Origin of the sequence: Nocardiopsis chromatogenes YIM 90109, assembly GCF_000341185.1 — a bacterium.
GTDB classification, from domain to species: Bacteria; Actinomycetota; Actinomycetes; order Streptosporangiales; family Streptosporangiaceae; genus Nocardiopsis_A; species Nocardiopsis_A chromatogenes.
In genome coordinates, this window is sequence record NZ_ANBH01000283.1 from 1 (window position 1) to 23,844 (window position 23,844).

General features: G+C 73.9%; 20 protein-coding genes. 9 read left to right on the forward strand and 11 right to left on the reverse strand.

All coding sequences use genetic code 11. The annotated features are described in order from the left end of the window. Nucleotides 1-445: 445 nt before the first annotated feature. Nucleotides 446-1,609: an FIST signal transduction protein gene (locus D476_RS0125665; protein WP_026123849.1), complete on the reverse strand. Its 1,164-nt coding sequence runs from the start codon at nt 1,607-1,609 to the stop codon at nt 446-448. 170 nt (nt 1,610-1,779) lie between these two features. On the opposite strand from D476_RS0125665, the gene D476_RS0125670 reads away from it, so the two are divergent. Together D476_RS0125670 and D476_RS0125675 are read left to right on the forward strand one after the other, a co-directional pair. Further along, on the forward strand, nt 1,780-3,267 hold the full coding sequence (locus D476_RS0125670) for a sigma 54-interacting transcriptional regulator (RefSeq protein ID WP_017626780.1): 1,488 nt from the start codon (nt 1,780-1,782) through the stop codon (nt 3,265-3,267). A 10-nt stretch (nt 3,268-3,277) separates the two neighbouring features. Then, nucleotides 3,278-5,290, forward strand: a complete 2,013-nt coding sequence (locus D476_RS0125675) for a vWA domain-containing protein (protein ID WP_017626781.1) — start codon at nt 3,278-3,280, stop codon at nt 5,288-5,290. A 306-nt stretch (nt 5,291-5,596) separates the two neighbouring features. Here the strand turns inward: D476_RS0125675 and D476_RS0125680 are convergent, their stop codons facing one another. The 3 genes from D476_RS0125680 to D476_RS34560 all read right to left on the reverse strand — a co-directional run bounded on the left by D476_RS0125680 (nt 5,597) and on the right by D476_RS34560 (nt 8,398). Continuing rightward, a complete protein-coding gene (locus tag D476_RS0125680) occupies nt 5,597-6,448 on the reverse strand; it encodes a GntR family transcriptional regulator (RefSeq protein ID WP_020380498.1) in 852 nt (283 codons plus the stop codon). Between the two features lie 8 nt (nt 6,449-6,456). Further along, entirely contained in the window at nt 6,457-7,197 is a 741-nt protein-coding gene (locus tag D476_RS0125685) for a GntR family transcriptional regulator (protein WP_017626783.1), read from the reverse strand. Between the two features lie 229 nt (nt 7,198-7,426). Further along, nucleotides 7,427-8,398: a GntR family transcriptional regulator gene (locus D476_RS34560; protein ID WP_239648826.1), complete on the reverse strand. Its 972-nt coding sequence runs from the start codon at nt 8,396-8,398 to the stop codon at nt 7,427-7,429. A 234-nt stretch (nt 8,399-8,632) separates the two neighbouring features. On the opposite strand from D476_RS34560, the gene D476_RS0125700 reads away from it, so the two are divergent. Beyond that, complete coding sequence (locus tag D476_RS0125700) at nt 8,633-8,884, forward strand: hypothetical protein (RefSeq protein ID WP_017626784.1); 252 nt, start codon at nt 8,633-8,635, stop codon at nt 8,882-8,884. Between the two features lie 352 nt (nt 8,885-9,236). Continuing rightward, nucleotides 9,237-9,674: a DUF6292 family protein gene (locus D476_RS0125705; RefSeq protein ID WP_017626785.1), complete on the forward strand. Its 438-nt coding sequence runs from the start codon at nt 9,237-9,239 to the stop codon at nt 9,672-9,674. 104 nt (nt 9,675-9,778) lie between these two features. Here D476_RS0125705 and D476_RS0125710 read toward each other — a convergent pair whose 3' ends face one another. From D476_RS0125710 to D476_RS0125720, 3 genes are all read right to left on the reverse strand, one after another. Continuing rightward, a complete protein-coding gene (locus D476_RS0125710) occupies nt 9,779-10,921 on the reverse strand; it encodes a cystathionine gamma-synthase (protein WP_026123851.1) in 1,143 nt (380 codons plus the stop codon). Nucleotides 10,922-10,958: 37 nt separating this feature from the next. Next, nucleotides 10,959-11,642 carry an acyltransferase gene (locus D476_RS34565; protein ID WP_083939646.1) on the reverse strand — a complete coding sequence of 228 codons (684 nt, stop codon included), beginning with the start codon at nt 11,640-11,642 and terminating at the stop codon, nt 10,959-10,961. Between the two features lie 112 nt (nt 11,643-11,754). Then, complete coding sequence (locus D476_RS0125720; RefSeq protein WP_017626788.1) at nt 11,755-13,122, reverse strand: cystathionine beta-synthase; 1,368 nt, start codon at nt 13,120-13,122, stop codon at nt 11,755-11,757. Between the two features lie 191 nt (nt 13,123-13,313). Here D476_RS0125720 and D476_RS0125725 point away from each other — a divergent pair, with 191 nt between their 5' ends. From D476_RS0125725 to D476_RS0125735, 3 genes are all read left to right on the forward strand, one after another. Continuing rightward, nucleotides 13,314-14,378 (forward strand): SGNH/GDSL hydrolase family protein, encoded by a 1,065-nt coding sequence (locus D476_RS0125725; RefSeq protein WP_017626789.1) that lies wholly within the window; start codon nt 13,314-13,316, stop codon nt 14,376-14,378. A gap of 109 nt (nt 14,379-14,487) precedes the next feature. Next, nucleotides 14,488-15,711 (forward strand): acetyl-CoA C-acetyltransferase, encoded by a 1,224-nt coding sequence (locus tag D476_RS0125730; RefSeq protein ID WP_017626790.1) that lies wholly within the window; start codon nt 14,488-14,490, stop codon nt 15,709-15,711. A gap of 169 nt (nt 15,712-15,880) precedes the next feature. Beyond that, nucleotides 15,881-16,126 carry a DUF4287 domain-containing protein gene (locus tag D476_RS0125735; RefSeq protein ID WP_017626791.1) on the forward strand — a complete coding sequence of 82 codons (246 nt, stop codon included), beginning with the start codon at nt 15,881-15,883 and terminating at the stop codon, nt 16,124-16,126. Between the two features lie 114 nt (nt 16,127-16,240). On the opposite strand, the gene D476_RS0125740 is transcribed toward D476_RS0125735, so the two are convergent. Next, complete coding sequence (locus D476_RS0125740; protein ID WP_026123852.1) at nt 16,241-17,146, reverse strand: Bax inhibitor-1/YccA family protein; 906 nt, start codon at nt 17,144-17,146, stop codon at nt 16,241-16,243. 672 nt (nt 17,147-17,818) lie between these two features. Here D476_RS0125740 and D476_RS0125745 point away from each other — a divergent pair. Further along, a complete protein-coding gene (locus D476_RS0125745) occupies nt 17,819-18,775 on the forward strand; it encodes a TauD/TfdA dioxygenase family protein (protein ID WP_017626793.1) in 957 nt (318 codons plus the stop codon). Between the two features lie 77 nt (nt 18,776-18,852). Here D476_RS0125745 and D476_RS0125750 read toward each other — a convergent pair whose 3' ends face one another. Beyond that, nucleotides 18,853-19,773 (reverse strand): dihydrodipicolinate synthase family protein, encoded by a 921-nt coding sequence (locus tag D476_RS0125750; protein ID WP_017626794.1) that lies wholly within the window; start codon nt 19,771-19,773, stop codon nt 18,853-18,855. 71 nt (nt 19,774-19,844) lie between these two features. Between D476_RS0125750 and D476_RS0125755 the strand changes: the two genes are divergently transcribed. After that, nucleotides 19,845-20,780 carry a LysR family transcriptional regulator gene (locus tag D476_RS0125755; protein WP_017626795.1) on the forward strand — a complete coding sequence of 312 codons (936 nt, stop codon included), beginning with the start codon at nt 19,845-19,847 and terminating at the stop codon, nt 20,778-20,780. A 270-nt stretch (nt 20,781-21,050) separates the two neighbouring features. Here D476_RS0125755 and D476_RS0125760 read toward each other — a convergent pair whose 3' ends face one another. Next, on the reverse strand, nt 21,051-21,977 hold the full coding sequence (locus D476_RS0125760) for a proline dehydrogenase family protein (protein ID WP_017626796.1): 927 nt from the start codon (nt 21,975-21,977) through the stop codon (nt 21,051-21,053). Nucleotides 21,978-22,110: 133 nt separating this feature from the next. Beyond that, on the reverse strand, nt 22,111-23,736 hold the full coding sequence (gene pruA / locus D476_RS0125765) for an L-glutamate gamma-semialdehyde dehydrogenase (protein WP_017626797.1): 1,626 nt from the start codon (nt 23,734-23,736) through the stop codon (nt 22,111-22,113). Nucleotides 23,737-23,844: the final 108 nt, after the last annotated feature.

Consider the following 23,844-nt stretch of genomic DNA (forward strand, 5'->3'; position numbering starts at 1 on the left):
TCAGGGGCGGCGGCGCCATGTGGATCGCGGCCGTCGCGCACGGCGTCCGGATTCGGCCATCGCGCCGCCGCCCTCCTCAAGGCATGCCACGTCCGCCGGAGGGGTGTGACTTCCGTTCACCCGGGTCAGCGCGGCCGCCCCCGTTCCGAGCCGGTCCCGGTCCACGCTCGGAGCCCTGACCGGCGCCCTCCGTGCCAACGGGCGGCCGAGCGGTGCCCGGCGACGGTTCACCACTCCAGCGGACCCCATCCGTGGAACCGGGCCGGGTGCGCCAGAGGATCGGGGTGGCGGAGCGGGTGGTCTGGACGCTGAAGGGCCGGTTGGGGCCGGGGTGGTCTGCGCGATCTACGCCGCGGTCCGGCGCAACCGGCTGATCGGTGCCCCGCTCACGCGGCCTCCGGTGGTCGTCGACCACTGATCGGGGCACACATGTCCCATCAACGATCTAGTCCCCGAAGGCCAGCAGGCAGGCCGTGTAGCTGTGCACGTGGTTGCGGCCCGCCACCGGGCCGACCTCTCCGGCGGCGAAGAAGCCGGTCACCGCGTCCACCCCCAGCGCCCTGCGGACCGCCCGCACGTCGTGGTCGGCGGTGCCGAACATGGACGCCCCGCGCCCGTTGCAGGAGAAGAGCAGCACCCCCGCCGCGCGCCCGCCCGTGTCCTCGCCGAAGGAGCCCAGCCGCTCCAGCAGGTCGGTGTCGGCGGTGTCCCGGTCGCGCACCTGGAACCGCACGGTCTGCCCCACGTCCACGGTGTCGCCGATGGTGAGGCTGTTCTCGTCCGGGTCGGCGCCGACCACCGAGCGGATCAGGAAGTCGCCCTGCTCGTGCCGGTCGGCGTACTCGTCCATGGCGATGCCGATGTGCAGCCCGCCCCCGGCCGCCAGCTCCTGCTCCTCCGGCGGCAGCGCGTTGATGAGCTGCTCCAGCCGGTCGTAGGCGGGCACCCCGGCCAGGCCGCTGACCACGTTGCCCTCGGCCCCGGTGACGGCCATCGCCGGGCCCACCGGGCGGCACCCCTGGCTGACCATGGTGCCCACGATGCCGTCGCCGCCGAGCAGCAGGCCGATGGCGCCCGCGTCGACCACCTCGCCCTCGAAGAACAGCCGCACCGAGCCGTTCCCGCCCATCCCGTCGGCCAGCCCGCCGACCAGCGGCAGGCCGCCCAGCGCATCGGTGGAGCGCTCCACGAACGACTGGGCCGGGAAGCGGTAGGGGTCGGCGAGCAGCAGGGCCGCCCGGTCGGACGGGTCGGGCTCGCGCATGCCGACCACCGCCAGGTGGTCGCCCTCGGGCACCACGTCCAGCTGGAAGGGGGTCATCTCCACGTCGGGCAGCCGCGCCGCCCACACGCTCACCGCGCCCTGCTCCTCCACGCCGCGGCCGCCGCCGATCACACCGGCGGAGGTGCAGCCGATGCTCACCGACCCGGGGGCCATGCCCATCACCCGCTCACCGGCGAGGACGACCTCCTCGGTGTCGGTGCCGCAGACCGAGAAGAAGATGAGGTCGGCAGGGCCGTCGAGGGAACGCACCGCCTCCTGTACCGCCCTTTCGGCCGCGCTCACCAGATCGGCGCCCGACGCAAGCGCATCACCGAACCTGGCCACTGGTCGCACCCCACATCGCTCGTCGGTCCGTTCCGGGCCGGGGCGCCGGCCCGGGGGACCATCCTTGCAGCCCCGCGATGTGAAACCTTCCGTTGAGGCCGCTTATTTCACCGGAGGCGGCCCCGCTGGGGCGATGCCGCACGCGGCGCCCCGCCACTAGACTCGCCTGCGTGTCCGCCCTCACATCCCCCGACGCGTTCCCCGCCACTCTCGGCGCCCTGCGGGACTCCGGCCACACGCCGCTGCCCGTCAAGGAGGAGGTCCGCCGCGCGCTGCTGGAGCGCATGCGCGCCGGGCGGCCGCGCCTGCCCGGCCTGGTCGGGTTCGACGCCACCGTGCTGCCCCAGGTGGAGCGGGCGCTCCTGGCCCGCCACGACATCGTGCTGCTGGGCGAGCGCGGGCAGGGCAAGACGCGGCTCCAGCGCGCGGTCGCCGGGCTGCTGGACGATTGGTCCCCGGCGGTGGAGGGGTGCCCGATCGGCGACGACCCGTTCGCGCCGGTGTGCCCGCGCTGCAAGGAGGCGGCCGGGCGGCTCGGCGACGACCTGCCGGTGGCCTGGCGGCACCGCGGCGACCGGTACACCGGCAAGCTCGCCACCCCCGACACCTCCGTGGCCGACCTGGTCGGCGACATCGACCCGGTGCGACTGGCGCAGGGGGCCGCGCTGGACGACCCGGCGTCGCTGCACTACGGGCTGGTGCCGCGGGCCAACCGGGGCGTGCTGGGCCTGGACGAGCTGCCCGACCTGGCGGCCCGGGTGCAGGTGGCGCTCTTCGGGGTGCTGGAGGAGCGGGAGGTGCAGGTCCGCGGGTACGCGGTGCGGCTCCCGCTGGACCTGCTGGTGGTGGCCACGGCCAACCCGGAGGACTACACCGACCGGGGGCGGATCGTCACCCCGCTCAAGGACCGGTTCGGCGCCGAGGTGCGCACGCACTACCCGCTGACCGCCGACGACGAGGAGGCCCTGGTGCGCCAGGAGGCCGCGCCCGCGGGCCGGGTGCTGGTGCCGGGGCACCTGGTGGCGGTGGTGGCCCGCTTCGCGCGGCTGGTGCGGGGCTCGGCGTCGGTGGACGCGCGCTCGGGGGTCTCGGCCCGGTTCGCACTCGCGGCGGTGGAGGCGGCGGCCGCCTCGGCCGAGCGGCGGGCGGCGCTGACCGGGGAGAAGGCGGCGGTGGCCCGGGTGGCCGACCTGGCGTCGGCGGTCCCTGCGCTGCGCGGGAAGGCCGAGTTCGCGCCGGGCGAGGAGGGGCGCGAAGGCGAAGTGCTGGACCACCTGCTGCGGCGGGCGGCGGCCGAGGTGTTCCGTGAGCGCTTCGCCGAGGAGGACCTGGAGCCGCTGAAGGCGCACTTCGCGGGCGGCGGCACCGCCGAGGCCGGGGCGGGGGTGCCCGCGGCCGGCCTGCTCGCGTCGGTGGGCCCGCTGGAGGGCCTGGGCGTGCTGGCCGACCGCGCCGCGCGGGGCGGGGCCCTGCAGGGCGGCGATGGGGCGCCGGAGGGGCCGGACGCGGCCGCCGGGGAGGCCGCCGCGGCGCTGGAGCTGGCCATGGAGGGGCTCTACCTGACCCGGAGGCTGTCCAAGGCGGACGACGGACCCGAGGAGGCCGGAGCGCCGGGCGGCGCGGAGGGCTCCGGCGGCCGGTCGGTGTACCGGACATGAGGCCGGAGGAATGACCGGCGACAGGGCGGCCGGGGACGGGGCGGCCGGCGGCGACCGGGTCCGCTACCTCCCCTACCGGCCCGGCCCCGACCCCCTCGCGCCCCCGTTCGACACCGCGCGGGCGCTGCGCGACCTCGGCCGCGGCGTCTTCGCCGGTAAACGCCCCCACCAGGCCCTGCGCGACCTGTTGCGGCAGGGCGCACAAGGGGTGCCGGGCACCGACGGGCTCCTACGGCAGGTGCGGGAACGGCGCGAACAGGCGGCACGGCGCGGAGGCATCGACGGGGTGCTCCGCCGGGCGCGCGCCGAACTGGACCGCGCGGTCGGGCTGGAAATCCGCGCCCTGGCCGCCGACGCCTCCGACGACGCGCGCATCCGGGAGAGCGAACTCGCCTCCCTCCCCCGCGACACGGCCGCCGCCCTGCGCCACCTGCTCACCGAGCCGTACCCCTGGCGCTCGGACGAGGCGCGGGAGACCGTGGCACGCCTCCTTGAGGAGGTGCGGCGCGACCTCGTCGAAGCCCGGTTGGGGCGGTCCGGGCGGTCGGGAGGGTCCGGGGCGCTCCCCCAGGACCCCGCGCGGGTCGCGGCCATGGCCACGGCGCTCGCCGCGCTGTTGGAGGCCGACGCCCGGGGCGAGCCCGTCGACCTGGACCGGTTCATGGCCGAGCACGGCGCCTTCTTCCCCGAGTTCGCCGACCTCCCCCGCAGCCTGGACGAGCTGGCCGAGGCGCTGGCCCGGCGGTCCGCCGCCGCGCGGGCGCACTCCTCGTCGCTGAGCCCGGACCGCCGCGCCGAGCTGGAGGGGCTCCTCGGTGAGGCCGCTCGCGAGGCGGGCCTGGCCGAGGCGCTCGACCGCCTCGCCGACGCGCTGCTCCGGCGCCGCCCCGACCTGGTCCGGGATGCCTTCGCCGAGGTCGACGGCCCGCGGGACCTGGGGCTGGCCGAGGCGGTCGGCCTGATCGAGGAGCTCGCCGACCTGGACGAGTTGGGACGGGCGCTCGAAGGCGGTCCCGGCGGAGTCGACCCCGCCGCGGCGGAGCGGCTGCTGGGGCCGGAGGCCGCCGAGGCGGTCGGCCGCCTGGCCGAGGTCGAGCCCCGGCTGCGCGCGGCCGGGCTGCTCACGGGCGGCCGCTCCCGGCCACGGCTCACCCCGCAGGCGGTGCGGCGCCTCGGTGAGGCGGCCCTGCGCGGCCTGGCCCCCGGGCGAGGGGCCTACCGGAGCGGCGGCCACGGCCGTGCGCGCGACCGGGCGGCGGGGCCGACGGGGACGGCGCAGGCGGAGGCCGGGGACCCGGGGGCATCGGTCCCTTGGGAGCCCGGGACCCCGGCGCCGCTGGACGCGGTGGCGACGGTCCGTGCGGCGGTCGTGCGCCGTGCGGCCGATCCGGGTTCCCCGCCGCTGTCCCCTGAGGACCTGCGGACCGCCGAGCCCGAGGACCGTGCGGCGGCCGCCGTGTGCCTGCTGGTGGACCTGTCGTCGTCGATGGTGCGCGGCGGGCTGTTCGGCCCGGCGAGGGAGGCGGCGCTGGCGCTGTACACGCTGGTCGGCGCCCGGTTCCCGCAGGACGCGGTGCGGGTGGTGGGGTTCGACGAGTCGGCGCGGCCGCTGTCCGCGGCGGACCTGCTGGAACCGGCCGGGCCGCGGGTGCAGGGCAGCAACGTGCAGCACGCGCTGCTCCTGGCACGGGAGCACTTCGGCCGCCATCCGGGGCGGGCGCCGGTGGTGGTGCTGGTGACGGACGGGGAGCCGACCGCGCACATCGGTCGGGACGGATCGCCGGAGTTCGCCTGGCCGCCCCGCCCGGAGACGGCGGAGAAGACGGGTGCCGAACTGGACGCGCTGGCGGCGGCGGGGGCCGCCGTGACCCTGATCGTCCCGGGCGGCGGGGAACCGGCGGGCGCCTTCGCCCAAGCGGTCACCGACCGCGGCGGACGCGTGGTCCGGTTCGGCGAGGACGGCGGAGACAGCCTGGGGGCCGCCGTGATCGACGCGTACACATCACGCAGAGCACGCCCCTGATCACCGCGTTCAAGCGCCGGGGTCGAGGCGTGCGGCCGGTCGGCGGTGACGGCGACGAGGAAGGTCCGCGGCCCCTACCGCAGCGCTGTCGGGTGGCGGGCGCGTGCCTGGTCGCCGCCGAGAGCAGGGACCATGCACACGCCAGGCGGCCGACGACGCTGCCGGGCGGGCCGCCCTCCTTCGTCGTCGCCGCCCTTGACCCGCCGCCCGGCCGGAGGCCGCAAGCGGGTACCCGCCGGTCACGGCGACCACCGCCACGCCCGCCAGCCGACAGCGCACGTGGAGGGTACGCGGCCGCCCCGGCCCTCAGGTCTCGAAGATGCTCACGTCCGAGGCCAGGAGGAGCAGTTCGCCCGGGGCGTCGCCGTCGGCGTACAGGAGTTGGTGGCGGTCGGCCGGCATCACCGTCTCGGTGAAACGGACCGCCCGCTCGCCCGCGTAGGTGACCCTCTCCTGTACCAGCAGGACGACGCCGGGGCGCAGGCCGAACGCGTCGATCTCGGCCGGGGTCGGCATGCGCGCCCCCACCACGTCCCACGACCACTCGCGCTCGTGCCCGAGCTCGGCGAGCACCTGGTCGATGCCCCTGCCGATCCGCTCGGGCGACATCAGCTCGGTGCCGCCCGCGATCCCGTACGGCATGTGGCTGGTCTGCGACTCCCACAGGACCCCGTCGACGAACCGGTCGCAGCGGCGGACCACGATCCGGTGCTCGCTCGCGGGAGGAGGGGACAGGGCAGAGGAGGGGGCGCAGGGCTCGGCCCGGGACGGGTCGGGCAGGCCCAGGCGCCGGGCGACCTTGGGGCGCACCTCCTCGATCACGACCTTGATCTCCTCGACCACCGAGTCGTAGCCCTGGGCCCGGAGGTTCGGCGCGTAGCCGGTGTCGAAGCGCTCGGAGTCCCGGCCCCCGCGCACCTCGGTCGCCAGGTGGACGATCGGGCTGTACTCGCGCACCTCGGCCCCGCGCCCCGGCAGGATGCTGATCCTCCCCTCCTCCTGCAGGGTCCGCAGCGCCGTGCGCACCGTGCCGCGGGACACCCCGAACCGGTCGGCCAGCTCCTCCTCGTGCGGGAGCCGCTCCCCGGGCTGGTAGTCGCCGCTCATCAGGGCCTGGCGGAGGTGCTCGGCCACGATCGTCCTCTTGGGCGCGCTCATCGCTGCCGTCAGTCCCTTCGGTATGCGCTGACGTCGTCGATCTCGTACTGGAACCGGGCGCCGTTCCCGGCGAACACCACCCATTCGAGCACGATCGGGCGGACCTCCGAGTAGCCGGTGCGGTACAGCTCCAGCACCGGCACCCCCTGCCCGATCGCCAGCTCCTCGGCCTCCTCCGGGGTGGGCATGCGGGTCTGAAGCTCGTCCACGTGCCCCGCCTGCGGGTGGCCGAGTCCGGCCAGCACGGCCGCCGCCCCCTCCGGCAGGTCGGCCGGGTGCATCAGCGCGCTGCCCTCGGCGATGTCCATCGGGTAGTAGGAGGTGCGGCGCATGGCGCGGCGGTCGTCCACGTACCCGTAGGTGCGGCGCACCACCACCCGCTCCCCCTCCGCGATGCGGAGCCTGCTGCCGACCTCGGCCGACGCGCTCTCGATGAGCAGCTCGGCCACCCGGGCGCCCGCGCCGAAGGCGGCGAACTCGATGCCCGACCCGGTCTCCTTGGCCGAGCGGTTGGCGTAGTAGGTGACCGGCAGCACGTCGTGCACGAAGTGGCCCCGGCCGGGGTGGCTGACCACGAGCCCCTGGTTGCGCAGCATGCCCAGGGCCAGGCGCACGGTGTTGCGGGAGGCCTCGAAACGCTCCTCCAGCTCCTTCTCCGAGGCCAGCCGGTGCCCGGGAGCCAGGTCGCCGCTCTGGATCTCCCTGCGGAGGATTCGGGCAATCCTCCGATATCTGCTCTCCTCGCGCATGAACCGTTCCTCAAGGGGTATGCAGCCTGTACCAACAAGTCCAAACCGCTGTCCTGGTCCCACCTCATCCATGGGTGGGACAACTGACGATACTCCGCGGATCGACGCCGATCCCGGCACCGACTCCCCCGCCGCACCCCTTGGCGGGTCCGAGACCGGGAAGGAGGGCGCCCCATGGCGGTCCTTCTGTTGGTCGCGGGGCTGGTGGCCACCGGCCTCGCGCTGGGCTTCATGCTCGCCGTCTCCCTGGGAATCCGCAGCCGCGACCGCAAGGGCGGCTACCGGTCCCTGCGCGACGACTCCGACTCAGGCCCACTGGCGGCGTCCGGAAGGCGCGTGGTCGGCCTGGCATTCCGGGACGGGCCGAGGCCGCCCTCGCGCACGCCCTGAGCGCCCGCTCCCCCGCCGGGCCCGGCGGCCTCAGTGGTCGTAGATGTTCAGGTCGGTCCCGGAGCGCAGCTGTTCGGGGGTCATCTCCCCCTCGAAGTACATGAGCTGGTGCCGGTCGGCCGGCATCAGCGTCTTGGTGAACCGGACCGGCTCCCCCCCCCCGNATGCCCGGGCCGATCCCGAACAGCGTGGAGTCCTTCAGCGAGGGCATCTTGGCACCCACCACGTCCCACGAGCGGGTCTGGGGGTAGCCCATCTCCGCCAGCAGGGTCCGGGTGCCGCGCGGGATGTCCTCGGGCGTCATCAGCTCGGCCCCCTTGTCCGACCCCTGGGCCAGCCGCCGCGGGTAGTAGGAGAGCTGCCGCTGCCAGAGCCGCCCGGACAGGTAGCGGTCGCAGCGGCGGATGACCACGTAGCGGTCCTCCTCGCCGGGGCCGAGCTCCAGCAGGTCGGCCACGGTCGGCCCGGCGGTCTCCACGATCACCCGGAGCCGCTGGTTGGGCTCGATCCCCTGCTCGGTGCGCATGCGCCGCACGTAGGCGGCGTACCGCTCGTCGTCGGCCTCGCCCTCGGCGGAGCTGGCCAGGTGGGTGGTGGGCCGGTAGCGGCGCACGGTGCTGCCGCTGCCCTGCTTGATGTCGATCCGTCCGCGGTTGGTGAGCTCCTGCATGGCGCGGCGCACGGTGTTGCGCGAGGTGCCGTAGAGCTCCATCAGGCGGTCCTCGGTGGGGAGCGGCGCCCCGGGGGCGTAGCGGCCTTGGTCGATGTCCTCCATGAGGTCCTGGGCGATCTCCAGGTGCCGAGGCTCCATTGTCCGCTCCCGTTCGCCGATTCGTACCAATAATTCTACTCACCGGCCTTGACGCAACGCCGTCCGGAGCCGATGGTGATAATCATAGGAATGAATCTGATGAAGCTGAACAGGAGAACGCCAAAGAAGACGATCTTTCTCCTCCCCGCGGCATCGGGTCCGTTCCTTCCCCCGGAGAGCCTCCGGGGTCGCGTGGGCCCCACGGGCCCACGCGGTTCGAAAGGAGGATGAAAGATGCCCCTGGTCATCGGGATCCTGCTGCTGGTCCTGGTGGTGTTCTTCAGCACCCTGCTGGGGCTGCTGATCGCCGCCTCCATCGGGATCAAGCGCAACGACCGCGGCCGCTACCGCGCGCTGCGCGACGGAAGCGACAACCGCTCCTTCTCCGGCGCCGGCCGCACCGTCTCCGGGCTCTGCTTCCCCGAGAGCCTCGGCGACCGCGCCGACACCGAGGGTCGGCGCGACCGGACCGGTGCCCTGATCTGAGGGCGGCCGGTCCGCGCACGGAAACGGCCGCGGAGCGTCCCGAATGGACCGCGTGTCCGGCCCGCGCCGGGCACGCCCGCCATTCGGGGCGGCGAACAGGATTCTGAGGACGAAAACGGACATCGGCCCCCTGGGGGGCGCGAAGGCCCGCCGACCGAGAACGGCCGGAGAGCATTACGGCTGCACAACACCCGCGCGCCCCACTGGCGCCGTGGGCCCCCACCGCATATCCCTGAGCGGAGACGGGGACCGGCCGCCCTGAACCCGAGTCCGCCCCCTTTTCTCTTCACTTTCACATCGTCGCTTTCACACTGTCCTCACATTCCTCACAGTCCTAGACAAGGAACGCGCCGTGAACGGAAACGGCCTGATGCCCGCGCCTTACAGCCCCGCGTGGGTCCTACTGCCCCAGCCCTACGTCGACGCGGTCGCCGCCGCGCTGGCCGCGGGCGGAACCGAGGTGCTCGACCACTGGAACGACCCGATGGACCCCCGCGACGCGACGGTGATCGCGCGCGGCGCCGACGGCGGGCGGATGCGGTTCGTCTGGGACGAGGAGAGCGGCTGGCGCTTCGGCGCCATGGACGCCGACGGGTGGGTCGCCCTGGAGGACACCCGCTACCTGCCGCTGGGGCTGCTCCCCGGGCCCGAGGAGGTGGCCCGCGCGGTGCGCGCGGTCATCGCCGGGACCGGGCGCGGCACCGCCGAGCGCCCGGTCCACCGCTCCTTCCGCGACTACGGGGACGGCCTCGACGCCCGCCTGGCGGCCTACGGCTCCGCCGAGGAGTAGGCGCCGCCGGGGAGCGTGCGCCGGACCCCGCCAGAGCCCCGCACAGCACCGCGGCCCCTCCCAGGAGCACCGGGAGGGGCCGCGGACGCGGTCGGGCGCGCCGGTCAGTCCAGCGCCGCCAGCAGGTCGGCCACCAGGTCGTCGCCGGACTCGATGCCCACCGACAGCCGCACCAGGTCGGCGGGGACCTCCAGCGGCGACCCGGCCGTCGAGGCGTGCGTCATCCGCGCGGGGTGCTCGATCAGCGACTCCACCCCGCCCAGGGACTCGCCCAGGGTGAACACCTGCGTGCGCTCGCACATCCGCAGCGCCGCCTTCTCCCCGTCGCGCAGCCGGAAGGAGACCATCCCGCCGAAGCCGCGCATCTGCCGGGCCGCCAGCTTGTGCCCGGGGTGCTCGGCCAGGCCCGGGTAGACCACCTCGCTCACGGCCGGGTGGTGGCGCAGGGCGTCGGCGATCCGCTCGGCGTTGGCGCAGTGCCGGTCCATGCGCACGCCCAGCGTCTTGACGCCGCGCAGGGTGAGCCAGGCGTCGAAGGGCCCGGCGACCGCGCCCATGGTGTTCTGGTGGAAGGCCAGCCGCTCGCCCAGCTCCGGGTCGGCGACCACGAGGGCGCCCCCGACCACGTCGGAGTGGCCGCCCAGGTACTTGGTGGTGGAGTGCACCACGACGTCGGCCCCCAGCGCCAGCGGCTGCTGGAGGTAGGGCGAGGCGAAGGTGTTGTCCACGACCAGGAGCGCGCCGGCGTCGTGCGCGATCCCGGCCAGCGCCTCGATGTCGGTGATGTTGAGCAGCGGGTTGGTGGGCGTCTCGGTCCAGATGGCGACCGTCTCCGGCCGCACCGCGGCGCGCACCGCGTCCGGATCGGTCTGCGGCACCGCCTCCCAGGCGACCCCCCAGCGCTCCAGCACCTTGGAGAACAGCCGGAAGGTGCCGCCGTAGGCGTCGCCGGGGATGATCACGTGGTCGCCCGGTCCGGCGACCGTGCGCAGCAGGGTGTCCTCGGCCGCCATGCCGGACGCGAACCCCAGGCCCCGCGCGCCGGACTCCAGCGCGGCCAGGCACTCCTCCAGCGCCTTGCGGGTGGGGTTGGCGGTGCGCGAGTACTCGTAGCCGCCGCGCAGACCGCCCACGCCGTCCTGGGCGTAGGTGCTGGTCTGGTAGATGGGGACGACGACCGCACCGGTCTCGGTGTCGGCCTCCTGACCGGCGTGGATCGCCAGCGTCTCAAACCCGTCGAACGTCATGGCGACCACACTAGGGGGTGCGGGTGCCCCGGGCCGCTCAGTCCGGCGGCGGGGCGGGGCCCCGGCAGCCGCGGCGTGCGGGGTGGGCGCCGCCGTCCGGGCGCAGCGGCGGCTCCCACCCGGCCTCCTCGTCGTAGCGGCGCACCACCTTGCCGGGCACCCCGGCGATGACGCTGTGGTCGGGGTACACGCCGGGGCGCACCACGGTCCCGGCGGCCACCACGCAGTTGCGCCCCAGCCGCACCCCGGGCAGCACCACCGCGTTGGCGCCGATCCAGGTGCCCGACCCGATGCGGACCGGGGCGTCCTGCGGCCACTGCAGCCCCACGGGGGTGTGCGGGTCGCTGTACACGTGGTTCTGGTCGGTGATGTAGACGTAGGGGCCGGTGAAGACGTGGTCGCCGATCTCGACCGAGCAGTGCGCCACCACGTGCGAGCCGCGGCCGATGGTGCAGCCGTCGCCGATCCGCAGCAGCGGCTCGGGGCCCAGGTCCATGCCGGGCAGCATCCCGGCGGACAGGGTGATGTCGGCGCCGATGAGGGTGTGCGCGCCCAGGGCGATCCACGGCTCGCCGAAGACCGTGGCGGTGGGGAAGGCGATGGAGGTGCCCGGCCCGTAGGCGGCGAACCGGCGCGCGGCGCGGGTGCCCGCGCGCACGTCGGCGTTGCGGCGGAGCCACCCCCACAGCCCGCGCGCGACCCAGGACGTCAGCCGTGCCACCTGCACCCTCGAATCTACCGACGGGTAATGCCGTGGTGAACTGTAATAGGCGCCCGGCGCGTCCCGGTCCGCGGCCCCCGCCCGAAGGACGGGGGCCGGGCCGCGGGCTCGGCTACCCCGCCATGTGGGCGAGCAGGTCCTGGCGGGTGAGGACCCCGGCCGGCTTGCCGTCGCGCAGCACCACCAGCGCCCCGGCGCCGCGCAGCAGCTCCACGCACCGGCTGACGGGCTCGCCGCCGCCCACCACCGGCAGCGGCGCGCTCATGTGGTCGCCGACGGTGTCCTGCAGCCGCGCCCGGGAGGCGAACAGGGCGTCCAGCACGTCGCGCTCGGCGATGGAGCCGACCACCTCGGCCGCCATGACCGGCGGCTCCTCCTTCATCACGGGGAGCTGGCTCACCCCGTACTCGCGCATGACCTCCACCGCCGTGCCCACCGTCTCGTGCGGGTGGACGTGCACGAACTCCGGCAGCGAGGCGCTCTTGCCCGCCAGCACGTCCCCGGCGGTGGGCTCCTCGGTCTCGGTGGACAGGAACCCGTAGTCGGCCATCCAGTCGTCGTTGAAGATCTTGGCCAGGTAGCCGCGCCCGCCGTCGGGCAGCAGCACCACGATCACGTCGTCGGGGGAGGCGGTGGCGGCCACCCGCAGCGCCGCCTCCACCGCCGTGCCGCAGGAGCCGCCCACCAGCAGCGTCTCCTCCTTGGCCAGGCGGCGCGTCATGAGGAAGGAGTCCTTGTCGCTGACCGCGATGACGTCGTCGCAGACGGAGGGGTCGTAGGTCTCCGGCCAGATGTCCTCGCCGACCCCCTCCACCAGGTAGGGGCGCCCGCTGCCGCCGGAGTAGACCGACCCCTCGGGGTCGGCGCCGATGATCTTCACCCGGCCGTCGGAGACCTCCTTGAGGTAGCGGCCGGTGCCGGTGATGGTGCCGCCGGTGCCGATGCCCGCCACGAAGTGGGTGATCCGCCCCTCGGTCTGCTCCCAGATCTCCGGGCCGGTGGACCGGTAGTGCGACTCGGGGTTGTTCCGGTTGGCGTACTGGTCCGGCTTCCAGGCGCCCGGAATGGACTCGGCCAGGCGGTCGGAGACCGAGTAGTAGGAGTCCGGGTGGTCGGGGGCGACCGTGGTCGGGCACACCACCACCTCGGCGCCGTAGGCGCGCAGGACGGCGAGTTTGTCGTTGCCCACCTTGTCCGGGCAGACGAACACGCAGCGGTAGCCGCGCTGGGCGGCGACGATGGCCAGCCCCACCCCGGTGTTGCCGGAGGTCGGCTCGACGATGGTGCCGCCGGGGCCGATCAGCCCGTCCTTCTCGGCCTCTTCGACCATCCGGAGCGCGATGCGGTCCTTCACGGATCCGCCGGGGTTGAAGTACTCGACCTTGGCCAGCACGGTCGGCGCCAGGCCCTCGGTCACCTTGTTCAGCCGCAGCAGCGGGGTGTCTCCGACGAGATCGATCAACGACTGGTGCACCCGCATCGGGGCTCCCCTTCTGAACGCCATTGTCCGGGATGCCCGCCCCTGGTGGGGGCGCTCTCCCCTGGTGGCACCGACACTACAAGGGCCGCGCCGTCCCCGCCCGGGTCCGCCGGTGCGTACGACGGCGGCGCGGAGGGCATCTTGCTATGGGACGACGGGGACCACCGCCCCAGGGGGCAGAGGAGGGGGCAATGCTGCGCGCCGCACGGGCCAGAAGGATCGCGACCGCAACCGCGTTCGGCGGCGGCGGGCTCACCCTGCTCGGGGCCGGGACCATGGCGCTGCTGTACCTGCAGGCGCGCCTGGCCTACCGCGCCATCGGGTTCACCTCGTGGACGCCGCCGGAGGTGGAGGGCGTCTACGGCGGCGGCACCGGCCCGCCCATCGACTTCGCGATCCTCGGCGACTCCACCGCCGCCGGGTTCGCCCTGACCGACGGGCCCAAGACGCCCGGCGCGCTGCTGGCGGCCGGGATCTCCGAGGCCGCCGGGCGGCCGGTGCGGCTACGCAGCACCGCCAAGGTCGGCGCCACCTCGGCCGACCTGGTGCGCCAGGCCGGGCGGCTGGACGGCGCCGCGCCCGACCTGGCGGTGGTGTTCATCGGCGCCAACGACGTGATCCACCGGGTGCGCCCGGCCGACGCGGTGCACCACCTGCAGAGCGTGGTGCGCACCCTGCACGCCCAGGGCACCGCGGTGGTCGTGGCCACCTGTCCCGACCTGGGCAGCGTGCGGCCCATCGGGCAGCCGCTGCGCACCGTGGCCCGCCGCGCCTCGCGCCAGCTCGCCGCCGCGCAGACCATCGCGGTGGTGGAGGAGGGCGGGCGCACCGTGTCACTGACCGACCTGCTCGCCGACGACTTCTCCGCCCGGCCGGAGGAGATGTTCGGCCCCGACCGGTTCCACCCCTCCGCGCGCGGGTACGCCCACGCGGCGACCGCGGTGCTGCCGTCGGCCTGCGCCGCCCTGGGGCTGCTGCCCGAGCTGGAGACACCGCTGGACCGGCGCGGCGGCGAGGGCGTCCTGCCGGTGGACCGGGCCGCGGTGGAGGCCGCCGAGGAGCCGGGCATGGAGGTCAGCGGCGTGCGGGTGGCCGGGCGCGAGCGCGGGCCGCGCGGGCGCTGGGCGGCCCTGCTACGCCGCGGCGGCCGGGCCCGCCCGGTAGCGGAGGCGGACGCGGGGGCCGATGCCGCCGGGGAGGCCGGGGACACCGGAGGCCCCGGGGGCGCGGAGAGCACCGCGCCCTCGCGCGCTTGAGGCACCCCGGCGCCGCCGGCCCGGCGGCCGACAGGTTAACTTGCTGGTAATAACGGGATCTACCACGGCAGACCCGACGACCGTACAGACCATCGGAAGGGCCGCGAGCATGCCTGAAGCCGTCATCGTCGCGACCGCGCGCTCGCCCATCGGGCGCGCCTTCAAGGGGTCGCTGAAGGACCTGCGGGCCGACGACCTCACCGCCCAGATCATCACCGCGGCACTGGCCAAGGTGCCGCAGCTCGACCCCAAGGACATCGACGACCTGCTGCTGGGCTGCGGCCTGCCCGGCGGCGAGCAGGGCAACAACCTGGCCCGGGTGATCGCGGTCCAGCTCGGCTGGGACTCGGTGCCCGGCGCCACCCTGACCCGCTACTGCTCCTCCAGCCTGCAGACCACCCGGATGGCCTACCACGCCATCAAGGCCGGGGAGGGCGACGTGTTCGTCTCCGCCGGCGTGGAGATGGTCAGCCGGTTCACCAAGGGCAACAGCGACTCCCTGCCCGACACCAAGAACCCGGCGTTCGCCCCCGCCGAGGAGCGCACCGCCCGCCGCGCCGAGGGCGGCGCCGACACCTGGCACGACCCGCGCGAGGACGGCGAGCTGCCGGACGTCTACATCGCCATGGGCCAGACCGCCGAGAACGTGGCCCAGATGCGCGGCATCTCCCGGCAGCGCCAGGACGAGTTCGGCGTGCGCTCGCAGAACCGCGCCGAGCAGGCCATCGAGAACGGGTTCTGGTCCCGCGAGATCACCCCGGTCACGCTGCCGGACGGCACCGTGGCCGACTCCGACGACGGCCCCCGGCCCGGCACCTCCTATGAGAAGGTCTCCCAGCTCCAGCCGGTGTTCCGCCCGGACGGCACGGTGACCGCCGGGAACTGCTGCCCGCTCAACGACGGCGCGGCCGCCGTGGTCGTCATGAGCGACACCAAGGCCGCCCAGCTCGGGCTGACCCCGCTGGCGCGGATCGTGTCCACCGGGGTGAGCGCGCTGTCCCCGGAGATCATGGGGCTGGGCCCGGTCGCGGCCTCCCGGCAGGCGCTGGCGCGGGCCAACATGACCATCTCCGACATCGACCTGGTCGAGATCAACGAGGCCTTCGCCGCCCAGGTGCTGCCGTCGGCCGACGACCTGGGCATCGACATCGAGAACCAGCTCAACGTGAACGGCGGGGCGATCGCCGTGGGCCACCCCTTCGGCATGACCGGCGCGCGGATCACCGGCACCCTGCTCAACGGGCTGCAGTTCCACGACAAGACCTTCGGGCTGGAGACCATGTGCGTGGGCGGCGGCCAGGGCATGGCGGCCGTCTTCGAGCGGCTGAGCTGACCGCCGGGGCCCACAGGCCGGGCGGATGCGGAGGAATCGGGGCGTCCCGGACCAGCGGGGCGCCCCGAGCGGCGAAACCGAGGGTAAAACCCTGTCACCGGGGCTTGTCCAAGGCTTCATCCTGTTGCAAGGTCGCAGGTAAGTGCCGCTCAGCATCGGAGGTGCACCCATGGCGGTGACCCACTCGCCGGAGATCCACGCCCAGTTGCTCGCCCGCATCCCGTCCGTCACCGGTCGCGACCTCCACGAGTGGTTCGACGCCCTCGACAAGGGGCCGTCGCTGACCCGCTGCTCCGAACGCAGCGCCTGGCTCGCCGACGAATACGAGCTCAGCCGCGGCTACGCGCACGCGATCGTGCAGGAGTACATGCGCCGCCACCGGAGCCACCAGCCCATCCCGCGGCAGCGCGCCTGAGGCCGGCTCGACGACGGACGACCGGGCGTCTCCCCGGCGCAGGAAAGGCGCCCCACCCCTTCGGGTGCGGCGCCTTTCCCGTGTCCGCTTCGAGGGCCGCCGGGGCCGCCCGGGCTACTCGAAGAGCGTCTTGACGATCCAGATCAGGCGCAGGATCTCGATGTAGAGCCAGACCAGGGTCACGGTCAGGCCGAAGGCGAGCTGCCAGGAGAACTTCTCCGGCATGCCCATCGCGATGGCGTCGTCGACGTTCTTGAACTCCATCGCCAGCACGGCGGCGGCGATCACGATCGCCACGGCGCTGACGATCAGGCCGAGCGGACTGGCGGTGCGCAGGCCCAGGCCGCCGTCGATGAAGAAGCTCAGCAGGAAGTTGGCCAGGATCAGCACGAAGAAGCCGATCGCCGCGGCCGAGACCACCTTCACGAAGGTGTTGGTGACGCGGATGATCTTCAACTTGTACAGCGCGAGCATCGTCCCGGCGACGAACATCGTGCCGAAGATCGCGGGCACCGCCAGGGAGCCCGTGGTGGAGTCGGACACCCCGGTGGCCACGAGCTGGGCTTCGAGGATGAAGCTGAAACCGCCGACGAAGAGCCCCTCAAGGGCGGCGTAGGCCAGGATGAGGGCCGGGTTGGTCGACCCCTTGAAGCCGATGACCAGACCGAGGATCAGCCCGGCGATGGCGCCGACGAAGGTCAGCCCCATCGCGAGGCCGGGGTCGACCATCCACCCGATGAAGTAGTTGATGACCGCCGTGACGAGCACCGCCCCGAGGGTGATGCCGGTCTTGACGACGACGTCGTCGATGGTCAGCCGTCCCTGGGCGGGCGCCATGGGCGGCTGGCCGTAGGCGCCGGGCTGGGGGTGGCCGTAGGCGTCCTGTCCGTATCCGGGCTGGGGGTAGCCGGGCTGTCCATAGGGCTGCTGGTAGCCGCCGTATGCCTGCTGGCCGTACCCGCCGCCCTGACCGGACTGCATCGCCCGCTTCAGGACGGGATTGGAGCTCCTCATCCGCATGTCTGTGCAAGCCTTTCCAGGGCCGTGGGTCTACTGCCTTCAACCTAACGTGCGGCCCCTCCGGCGGGTTCCCGGGCGGTGTCACGGCTCGGACTCACCTTGACAGACGTCGGGCCCCTCCCCCATGCTCGGCGCCATGACGACCGACCCCCGCCTCCTCCTGACGATCCGTCGGGGCCGACGCGACCGCGCCATCGGACGCGGTGCCGCCGGGGTGATCCGCCTGCGCGGACGCCTGGGGTCTCCTCCTTTCCTCGTCTGATCCGGCGCGCCTCTCCGCGCCGTCCCGGGTGATGTTCCCGGCCCGCCCTTCGCGGCTTCTCCGTTCCGCCGGACACCCGGTCCCCCTGGACACCCGTCCCTGTGATCCCGGTCCGCCGCCGATCCCTGTCCGTCTTCCGCTGACACCCTCTTCGGCCCTCTGAGACCGAGCGGTGCCGATCGTCCCCGCCTGCGCCCCGACCCGGCGGCGGCCGCGCCTGCCAGGACGCGTTCGGCAGAGGGCCGCTCACCCGCCCTGCCACCCCTGAATCCATCACTCGGCGCAGCAGTGCGGCCACGCACCGCCGCGCCCTGTCCGCCCGATGTCCCCGGGCCCCCGATCCCCGGTCCGGACACCCCGCGACCGGTCCACCCGACAGTGCTCCCGACAGAAGAGAAAGGAACACCCTGATGACCATCGCCGAGAACCCGACCACGAACCCGACGGCGGATCCGGATACGCGGCTGCGCGACGCGCGCACCGTGGACGAGGCCGTCGTCGAGGGGCCGCGCACGCTGCGCCGCCTCGCCGAGGGCCAGGAGTCCGCGCCGTACCGGCTGTTCGAGGTGCGCCCCCTCGGCCCGGTGATCGGTGCCGAGATCCACGGGGTCGACCTGCGCGAGGAGATCTCCGAGGAGCTGCGCGCCGAGATCCACCGCGCGCTGCTGGAGTTCAAGGTCGTCTTCTTCCGCGACCAGCCGATCACCTCCGAGCGGCAGCAGGAGATCGCCCGCATGTGGGGCGACCTGGAGACCAACCCCTTCATCGACCAGGGCGACGACGCCGTGGTGGCGCGCTTCGCCAAGGGGAAGATGCCGCCGAGCTACGAGAACGTCTGGCACACCGACGTGACGTGGCGGCGCGAGCCCGCCCTGGGGGCGATCCTCCGCCTGGTCGAGGTGCCGCCGCAGGGCGGGGACACCATGTGGGCCGACATGGCCGCCGCCTACGACAACCTCTCCGAGGACGTGAAGGCCCGCATCGACGGGGCCGTCGCCGAGCACGACGTGATCCCGGGCTTCGCGCGCTTCCTGGACCGGGAGCGGCTGCTGGAGTGGCAGGACCGGTTCCCGCCGGTGCACCACCCCGTGGTGCGCACCCACCCGGAGACCGGGCGCAAGACGCTGTTCGTCAACGTCTCCTTCACCACCCGCATCCTGGGCATGGAGCGCGAGGAGAGCGACGCGCTGCTGCGTCACCTGTTCCAGCAGGCGCACGTGCCCGAGTACCAGGTGCGGTTCCGGTGGGAGAAGAACTCGATCGCCTTCTGGGACAACCGCGCAACGCAACACTACGCGGTGAACGACTACCACCCGCACCCGCGCGTGGCCGAGCGCGTGGCCATCGTGGGGGACCGTCCGTACTGATTCCGTGCTGATGCCGCATCGGCGACACCGGGCGGCCCCGCTTCACACGGGGCCGGGGCCGCCCGGCGGGCCGCGCCTCAGCACGGGGTCGGCGCTTCGTGGAGCACAGGGCTATCGGCCAGGTGCACGGCCGTGTCGACCGAGTCCGCGGCGGCGGCCAGCAGCGGCATGCGGACGGCCGGGCTGGGGATGCGGCCCTGGGCGTGCAGCACGCCCTTGATGACCGTCGGGTTCGGCTCGGCGAAGAGCGCGGCGGACAGGCGGGCCAGTTCGGCGCCGAGCCTGCGGGCGGGTCCGGCGTCGCCGCGGCGCCACAGCGCGACCAGTTCGGCGAAGTCGGCGGTGCGGACGTTGGCCGAGGCGGTGATTCCGCCGTGGGCGCCCGCCGCCAGCAGGGGCGAGAGGACGACGTCGTCACCGCCGAGCACGGCGAAGCCCCGCGGCGCGCGGCCGAGCAGCTCGACCGTGGTCGCATCGATCGCGCCGATGGCGTGCTTGACCGCGATCACCCCGGGGAGGCGGCCGAGCGCGGCGAGCGTCTCGGCGCTGAGGGCCTGGCCGGTCCGGTAGGGGATGTCGTACACGATCAGCGGGAGGCCGCCCTGCTCGGCCAGCGCGGTGAAGTGGGCCAGCGTCGCCGCCTCCCCCGGACGGATGTAGGGCGGGGCGGGGACGAGCGCCGCGGCGGCATCGCCGGCGGCGGCCAGCTCGCGCAGCGACGCGACGGCGGAGGCGGTGTCGCCGGTGCCGACCCCGACGATCAGCGGGGCGCCGTGCTCCCGGCAGGCGGCGGAGCAGACGCGCACCACGGTCCGCTTCTCCTCGGCGGTCAGCGCGGCCGACTCGGCGGTCGTGCCGAGGGCGACGAGGCCGGAGGCCCCGGCCGTCAGCGCATCGTCGGCGAGGCGGACCAGCGTGCCCCGGTCCAGGCGCAGGTCGTCGGTGAAGGGGGTGACCAGCGGGACGTACAGGCCGGTGAAGATCGGTTCGGGCGTCATGGCTCCAGCCTCGCCGAGGCCGACCCTGTAGGTCCATTTCCGATTTCTGGCGGAACACCTAAGCTGTTCTTATGCTCGATGTCCGCCGTCTCCACCTGCTCCGCGAACTGGACCGGCGGGGCACCATCGCGGCCGTGGCCGAGGCGCTGACCTTCACCGCGTCCGCCGTCTCCCAGCAGCTGGCCGCACTGGAACGGGAGGCGGGGGTGCCGCTGCTGGAGCGCAGCGGACGGCGGGTGGTCCTCACCCCCGCGGGACGGACCCTCGTCACGCACGCCGACGCCGTGCTGGAACGCCTCGAACTGGCGGTGGCCGAACTGGCCGGTGCCCGGGAGGGCATCGGCGGTCCGCTGCGCGTCGGGACCTTCCCCTCCGGCGGGCACACGATCCTGCCCGCCGCACTGGCCGAGCTGGCCCGGCGGCACCCGGCGCTGGAGCCGATGGTGCAGGAGATCGACTCGGCGCGCGTCTCCGACGGCCTGCGGGCCGGTGACCTGGACGCGGCGCTCGTGCACGACTACGACTTCGTCCCCGCGTCACCGGACACCACGGTGGATGAGGTGTCCCTGCTGGAGGAGCCGATGTACCTGGCCACCGGCACCGCCCTCGGTGGCGACATCTCCCCGGGAACCGCGGAGCGCCCCGGCACACTCGCGGAACTGCTCGGACCCTACGCCGACGCCCCGTGGATCACGGCGCGGGACGGCACGACCGGCCACGCGATGGTCGTGCGCGCCTGCCAGGCGGCCGGTTTCCAGCCGAGGATCCGCCACCAGGTCAACGACTTCCGCACGGTGCTGTCGCTGGCGGCCATCGGGCAGGGGGTCGGGTTCGTCCCGGAGATCGCCACCACCCCCGTCCCCGAGGGGGCGGTGCTGACCCGGCTTCCGGTCTTCCGGCGGTCGAAGGTCGCCTTCCGCGCAGGAGGCGGCGACCACCCGGCGGTCGCCGCCTTCGTGGCCGCGGCAAGGGCCGCTGTGGACGGGCGGCCCGGCACCGGCGGGTGAGCGCCGACGCCCCGGGAACGAGGGCACTCCGACCGCCAACGCATGCGGCACAGGGGGTGCCCCTTTGGGCAGCGTCGTCGGACGGCGGGCGTGCGCGCGGTCGCCGCGATCGGCAACGCTTGCCCAGGGAGCCGGCGGCGGATGGGCGGGGACGCCGACGGCCCCGGGGCTGCTCTTTCGCAGGCCCCGGGGCCGTTCGGTGCCAGAGGGGTGTCATCCGCTCCGGCCCCGAAGGATCGTCCGCGGGCGGGGTCGGGGACGGCCGCAGGTTCAGCCGCGGGTGATCAGGGAGCGGGCGAAGAACATCATGTTCGCCGGGCGCTCGGCCAGGCGGCGCATGAAGTAGCCGTACCACTCGTCGCCGTAGGGGACGTACACGCGCATGCGCTTGCCCTCGGCGGCCAGGCGGACCTGCTCGTTGTCGCGGATTCCGTAGAGCATCTGGTGCTCGTACTCCTCCTCGGAGCGGCCCGCGGTGGCGGCGAGCCTCTGGGCGATCGCCACCATGCGCGGGTCGTGCGAGGCCACCATCGGGTAGCCCTCCCCCGCCATGAGGATCTTCAGGCAGCGCACGTACGCCTTGTCGACTTCGGCCTTGTCCTGGTAGGCGACCGAGGCGGGCTCGTCGTAGGCGCCCTTGCAGATCCGCACCCGCGAGCCCGCGCCGCTCAGGTCGCGGCAGTCGGCCTCGGTGCGGTGCAGGTACGCCTGCAGCACCGCGCCCACCCAGGGGAAGTCCACCCGCAGGTCGCGCAGGATGGACAGGGTGGAGTCCACGGTGGTGTGGTCCTCCATGTCCAGGGTCACCGTGGTGCCCGCGGCCTCGGCCGCGCGGCAGATGTCCCGCGCGTTCTCCAGGGCGATCTTCTCGCCGTCGGCCGGAAGGAACTGGCCGACCGCCGAGAGTTTGACCGACACCTCGGCCCGCCCGGCCAGGCCCTGCTCGTCCAGGGCCGCCAGCAGCCGGGTGTAGGCCCCGACCGTGGCCTGGGCCTGCGCGGCGTCGGTGGTGTCCTCGCCCAGGTGGTCGAGGGTGACGTAGCGGTCCCTGGTGAGCTCGGCGACCTTGGGGAGCGCCTGCTCCTGGGTGGACCCGGCGACGAACCGGTCCACCAGGGACCGGGTCACGGGGGTGCGCTCGACGAGCCGTCGGCACGCGGTGGAGCGTGCCGCCGCCAGCAGTGGCGTACGAAGCATGGATGACCTCGCGTTTCCTCCGAGGGCCGCCCGTGCCGGACCCCGCTGGGGGCCCGGCACGGGCGGCTCCGCGGGACCGATGTTGACCGCCCCGGGCGCCGCCGCCCGGGGCCGGGGGGTGATCCCGGGCCGATCAGCCCTGGTGCGGGTGGGCGGAGGTCTTCGGCGGAACGAAGGTCTCCTTGATGGAGCGCGGGCTGGCCCAGCGGGCCAGGTTCTGCGCGGAGCCGGCCTTGTCGTTGGTCCCGGAGGCGCGGGCGCCGCCGAAGGGCTGCTGGCCCACGACCGAGCCGGTCGGCTTGTCGTTGATGTAGAAGTTCCCGGCGGTGAAGCGCAGGGCGTGCTGGGCCTTCTGCACGGCGGCGCGGTCGTCGGCGATGACGGCGCCGGTCAGGGCGTAGTCCGACCCCTGGTCCACGACCTCCAGGATACGGTCGTAGTCGCCGTCCTCGTAGACGTGCACCGCCACGACCGGGCCGAAGTACTCGGTGCGGAAGACGTCGTTGGAGGGGTCGGTGCCCTCGATGACGGTCGGGCGCACGAAGTAGCCCTCGGAGTCGTCGGCGGTGCCCCCGGCCAGCACGGTCAGGGTGGGGTCGCCCTTGACCCGCTCCAGCACCGCCGACAGGCGGTCGAAGGAGCGGCGGTCGATCACCGCGCCCATGAAGTTGCTCAGGTCGGTCACGTCGCCCATGGTCAGGGCCTCGGTCTCGGCGATCAGGTCGTCGCGCATGCGCTCCCAGACCGAGCGGGCGACGAAGGCGCGCGAGGCGGCCGAGCACTTCTGGCCCTGGAACTCGAAGGCGCCGCGGACGATGGCGGTGCGGACGGTGTCCGGGTTCGCCGAGTGGTGGGCGACGATGAAGTCCTTGCCGCCGGTCTCGCCGACGATGCGCGGGTAGGACCGGTAGTTCGCGATGTTCTCGCCGACCGACTTCCACAGGTGCTGGAAGGTGCGGGTGGAGCCGGTGAAGTGGATCCCGGCCAGCTCCGGGTCGGCCAGCGCGACGTCGGAGACGGCCAGGCCGTCGCCGGTGACCATGTTGATGACGCCGGGGGGCATGCCCGCCTCCTCCAGCAGCCGCATCGTCAGGTCGGCGGCGAACTGCTGGGTGGGCGAGGGCTTCCACACCACGGTGTTGCCCATCAGCGCGGGGGCGGTGGGCAGGTTGCCCGCGATGGCGGTGAAGTTGAAGGGCGTGATGGCGTAGACGAAGCCCTCCAGCGGCCGCTGCTCCATGCGGTTCCACTGCCCGGCCGGGCTGTAGGGCTGCTGCTCCATGAGCTGGCGGGCGTAGGCGACGTTGAACCGCCAGAAGTCGATCAGCTCGCAGGCGGCGTCGATCTCGGCCTGGATCGCGGTCTTGGACTGGCCGAGCATGGTGGCGGCGTTGAGCGTCTGGCGCCAGGGGCCCGCGAGCAGGTCGGCGGCGCGGAGGATGACCGCGGCGCGCTCGTCGAAGGGCAGGTCCCGCCACTGCTGCGCGGCGCCCTTGGCCGCGGCGACGGCGGCACGGGCGTCGTCGTGGGTGGCGTTGCCCATGGTGCCCAGGACGGCGGAGTGGCGGTGCGGCTGGACCGCGTCGATGCGCGACCCCCCGCCCATGCGGCGCTCGCCGTCGATGGTCATCGGCAGCTCGACCGGCTCTTTGCCGAGCTCGGCCAGTTTCGTCTCCAGCTCGGCCCGCTCCGGGCTGCCGGGGGCGTAGGTCAGCACGGGCTCGTTCGCCGGCACGGGGACGTTCGTCACCGCGTCCATGGGCACCTCCGTCGGGACAGCGTCGTCACTCCATCGAACCGGTCAAACGTAAGCGAACCCGACAGGGCGCGGCGTTGTGGACACGGCCACTCTTTGTCGCGGACACTT

Coding starts and splice junctions, on each gene's coding strand:
- D476_RS0125675 (WP_017626781.1), top strand. CDS start 3,278: ATGACCGGCGACAGGGCGGCCGGGGACGGGGCGGCCGGCGGCGACCGG.
- D476_RS0125680 (WP_020380498.1), bottom strand. CDS start 6,448: ATGAGCGCGCCCAAGAGGACGATCGTGGCCGAGCACCTCCGCCAGGCC.
- D476_RS0125685 (WP_017626783.1), bottom strand. CDS start 7,197: ATGCGCGAGGAGAGCAGATATCGGAGGATTGCCCGAATCCTCCGCAGG.
- D476_RS0125700 (WP_017626784.1), top strand. CDS start 8,633: ATGCCCCTGGTCATCGGGATCCTGCTGCTGGTCCTGGTGGTGTTCTTC.
- D476_RS0125710 (WP_026123851.1), bottom strand. CDS start 10,921: ATGACGTTCGACGGGTTTGAGACGCTGGCGATCCACGCCGGTCAGGAG.
- D476_RS0125720 (WP_017626788.1), bottom strand. CDS start 13,122: ATGCGGGTGCACCAGTCGTTGATCGATCTCGTCGGAGACACCCCGCTG.
- D476_RS0125725 (WP_017626789.1), top strand. CDS start 13,314: ATGCTGCGCGCCGCACGGGCCAGAAGGATCGCGACCGCAACCGCGTTC.
- D476_RS0125730 (WP_017626790.1), top strand. CDS start 14,488: ATGCCTGAAGCCGTCATCGTCGCGACCGCGCGCTCGCCCATCGGGCGC.
- D476_RS0125735 (WP_017626791.1), top strand. CDS start 15,881: ATGGCGGTGACCCACTCGCCGGAGATCCACGCCCAGTTGCTCGCCCGC.
- D476_RS0125740 (WP_026123852.1), bottom strand. CDS start 17,146: ATGCGGATGAGGAGCTCCAATCCCGTCCTGAAGCGGGCGATGCAGTCC.
- D476_RS0125745 (WP_017626793.1), top strand. CDS start 17,819: ATGACCATCGCCGAGAACCCGACCACGAACCCGACGGCGGATCCGGAT.
- D476_RS0125750 (WP_017626794.1), bottom strand. CDS start 19,773: ATGACGCCCGAACCGATCTTCACCGGCCTGTACGTCCCGCTGGTCACC.
- D476_RS0125755 (WP_017626795.1), top strand. CDS start 19,845: ATGCTCGATGTCCGCCGTCTCCACCTGCTCCGCGAACTGGACCGGCGG.
- D476_RS0125760 (WP_017626796.1), bottom strand. CDS start 21,977: ATGCTTCGTACGCCACTGCTGGCGGCGGCACGCTCCACCGCGTGCCGA.
- pruA (WP_017626797.1), bottom strand. CDS start 23,736: ATGGACGCGGTGACGAACGTCCCCGTGCCGGCGAACGAGCCCGTGCTG.